The sequence below is a fragment of the Pontimicrobium sp. MEBiC01747 genome, from assembly GCF_053601635.1.
Map to the genome: position 1 here is coordinate 1 of NZ_JBSHNS010000138.1, position 3098 is coordinate 3098.

3 protein-coding genes and 2 pseudogenes are annotated in these 3098 nt (G+C 33.5%); 4 read left to right on the forward strand and 1 reads right to left on the reverse strand.

The window, feature by feature from the left end; all coding sequences use genetic code 11:
• The 4 genes and pseudogenes from ACVC2P_RS03855 to ACVC2P_RS03870 all read left to right on the forward strand — a co-directional run.
• Positions 1-699: pseudogene (locus tag ACVC2P_RS03855) on the forward strand (hypothetical protein); the annotation flags it as partial.
• Between the two features lie 4 nt (positions 700-703).
• Entirely contained in the window at positions 704-1516 is an 813-nt protein-coding gene (locus ACVC2P_RS03860) for a DUF4249 domain-containing protein (RefSeq protein WP_452597171.1), read from the forward strand.
• A gap of 246 nt (positions 1517-1762) precedes the next feature.
• Complete coding sequence (gene murQ, locus ACVC2P_RS03865; protein ID WP_452597172.1) at positions 1763-2581, forward strand: N-acetylmuramic acid 6-phosphate etherase; 819 nt, start codon at positions 1763-1765, stop codon at positions 2579-2581.
• Complete coding sequence (locus tag ACVC2P_RS03870) at positions 2571-2798, forward strand: DUF6095 family protein (RefSeq protein ID WP_452597173.1); 228 nt, start codon at positions 2571-2573, stop codon at positions 2796-2798. The genes murQ and ACVC2P_RS03870 overlap by 11 nt, the downstream gene beginning before the upstream one ends.
• Before the next feature lie 11 nt (positions 2799-2809).
• On the opposite strand, the pseudogene ACVC2P_RS03875 reads toward ACVC2P_RS03870, so the two are convergent.
• A pseudogene (locus ACVC2P_RS03875) lies at positions 2810-3098 on the reverse strand (hypothetical protein); the annotation flags it as partial.

The window sequence follows — 3098 nt, forward strand, 5'->3', positions numbered from 1 at the left end:
GCTGTAGGTTATTTTAGAAACTTTAAGGATAATACCTATTCGCTAGAAATTGAAAGTTTTTACAAAACCATAAAAAATAGAATTGATTATATAGATGGTGCCGATTTAATTGCCAATGATGCCATAGAGCAGGTTATTTTAAATGGTCGTGCCAGAGCATACGGATTAGAGGTTTTATTTAGAAAAAATAAAGGCCGTTTAAAAGGGTGGGTTGCGTACACACTATCTAAATCTGAGCAACAAACCGAAGGACGTACTGCTAACGAGTTAGGCATAAATAATGGTAATTGGTACAATACACCTTACGATAAAACCCACGATATTTCCATTACTAGCAGTTACGATTTTAACGATAAATGGAAATTTAATGCGAATTTCCTGTTTCAAACAGGACAACCTACAACGTTTCCAAACGGGCAATATGTGTATAATGGTATAAGTATTCCAAACTTTAGCGATAGAAATGCAACCCGTTTACCATCGTACAATCGTCTAGATCTTTCTGCAACCTACACCCCAAAACAAGATGAAGCTAAAAAGTGGAGAAGCTATTGGGTATTTGGTGTCTACAATGTTTACAATCGTAGAAATGCAGCTTCTATTTCTTTTTCTCAAAACACAACAACTGGTCGTAACGAAGCCACACGCTTTGCCATTTTTGGTGCTGTCCCATCAGTAACCTACAACTTTAAATTTTAAGACAATGAAAAATATATTTTACATAATTACACTAAGTCTTCTAGTCTGGTCCTGCGAAGATGTTATAGATGTAGAAGTACCAAATGCAGCACCTAAATTGGTTATAGATGCCTCTTTAAATTGGTTTGATGGTACAGCTGGCAACGAACAAAGTATTATACTAACACTATCTGCACCTTATTTTAATACAGAAGTACCTCCAGCCAATAATGCAACGGTAACCGTAACAGATACTAGTAATAACACCTTTGTTTTTACCGAAGAAGGTGCTACAGGTATTTATAGAACCTCTAATTTTATCCCCGAAATAGATGAAACCTACACGCTAACCATAACGTATAACGGAGAAACTTACACAGGTACAGAAGTGTTAAAATCTACTGTTCCAGTAAATTCTATAGAGCAAAATAACGATGGTGGCTTTACAGGAGACGAAATAGAAATAAAAGCCTTTTATACAGATCCAGCGAATATTGATAATTATTATCTTTTTGAAGTACAAAACCCTGCACTTATTACACCAGAATTTGAAGCCTACAAAGATGAGTTTGTAGATGGTAATGAGATTTTTGCATTCTATAGCGATGAAGATTTACAAGCAGGAGACGAGATTATTATTAGAAATTATGGTGTAACAGAACGTTTTTACGAATTCATGTTTTTACTGTTACAACAAACGGAGACCGATGGTGGACCGTTTCAAACGCAACCCGCAACAGTGCGAGGTAATTGTGTAAATATTACCAATCCAGATAATTTTCCTTTAGGTTATTTTAGAGTGTCTCAAGCATTCGAAATTATTTATACCGTAGAGTAATTTTATTCTTTTGGGAGTTACCACAAGTGTAGTGCTATCCGCTATATCTTTTGTTGAAAAAAACAAAAAGATGCCGCTACAACTGCAAAGTAATCATGCTTTCTTCCTAAATAAAATGGATGAGTAATCATTAACGCGAATTGTAATACTATTTAACCTTTTTAGTTCTATACTATTATCATCCCTATACTAACAGGAATCTATTTGGAGCTAATAAAGTTCTGTTATTTATTGTATTTTTGATCTATGAATTTCACAAAAACTACAGAAACAGACTCTAAGTACAATCATTTAGAAAAAATGAGCGTTAATGAGTTATTGACTAATATAAATACTGAAGATAAAACCGTTCCTTTAGCTGTTGAAAAAGCGCTACCGCAAATTGAAACACTCATTGCGCAAGTAATAAGTAAACTTAAAGATGGTGGTCGCTTATTTTATATTGGTGCAGGAACAAGTGGGCGTTTGGGTATTGTAGATGCTTCGGAGTGTCCGCCAACTTTTGGAGTACCTCATGAATTGGTTGTTGGTTTAATTGCTGGAGGTGATATAGCGATTAGGAAAGCCGTAGAATTTGCAGAAGATTCAACTACTTTAGGTTGGGAAGATTTACAATCTCATAATGTATCAAACAAAGACGTTGTTATTGGTATCGCAGCATCTGGTACTACACCTTATGTTATTAGTGCTTTAGAACACTGTAATACTAATAACATTATTACAGGTTGTATTACTTGTAATCATAACAGTCCGTTATCTTTAACGGCACAATACCCAATAGAAGTTATTGTAGGACCGGAATTTGTTACTGGAAGTTCTAGAATGAAAGCTGGAACTGCTCAAAAACTAGTATTAAATATGATTACTACTGCTACTATGATTCAATTAGGCAGAATTAAGGGCAATAAAATGGTAGACATGCAATTAAGTAATAATAAACTAGTAGATAGAGGTGTAAAAATGCTAATGTCTGAACTTAATATAAACAGGCAAGACGCAGAAAAATTACTTGAAGAGAATAAAAATGTACGAACTGCTATAGAAAACTATACTAATGGAAACTAAAAGAACAAATAAAGACGTTTTAGTAAATGGATTAAAAAAAATGGGGCTTTCGCTTTTATTAATGTTTTTAGGTCCTACACTAATTTATATAGCTTTTAGCAATCAAGAAAAGCCGTTATATATACCTATTTTAGTTCTAGCCATTTTAGCCTGCATAGGAGCTGTTTATTTTGCTTTTAGAGGTATTAAAACTATAATGGATAGCATGTTTAAATAAAAAAAGCGTCTTTAATTTAAAGTAGAAACAGCAGGCTTAGGTGTAGTAGGGTTATAACCAAAGTCAGGATCTTCTATTGTTACATTAAGTCTATCTAGAATATAACTTATTATTGCATAATGATGAATGGCATGACTATTTGCTTGTGCCAATAGAGCACTAAAAGTATATTCCATTTCTATTTTTCCAGTTCCTAAATCATCAATAACAGTAACAATCTCGTTTCCTTTTCTATTTAGAGACTCAATCTTATCAGTTAGTTTGTTAAAATAATCTAAAGCAGAATCACAACAAGTCTCA

Bases quoted from the DNA above. Each gene is read 5' to 3' on its own strand.
- ACVC2P_RS03860 (WP_452597171.1), top strand. From the start codon at position 704: ATGAAAAATATATTTTACATAATTACACTAAGTCTTCTAGTCTGGTCC.
- ACVC2P_RS03870 (WP_452597173.1), top strand. From the start codon at position 2,571: ATGGAAACTAAAAGAACAAATAAAGACGTTTTAGTAAATGGATTAAAA.
- murQ (WP_452597172.1), top strand. From the start codon at position 1,763: ATGAATTTCACAAAAACTACAGAAACAGACTCTAAGTACAATCATTTA.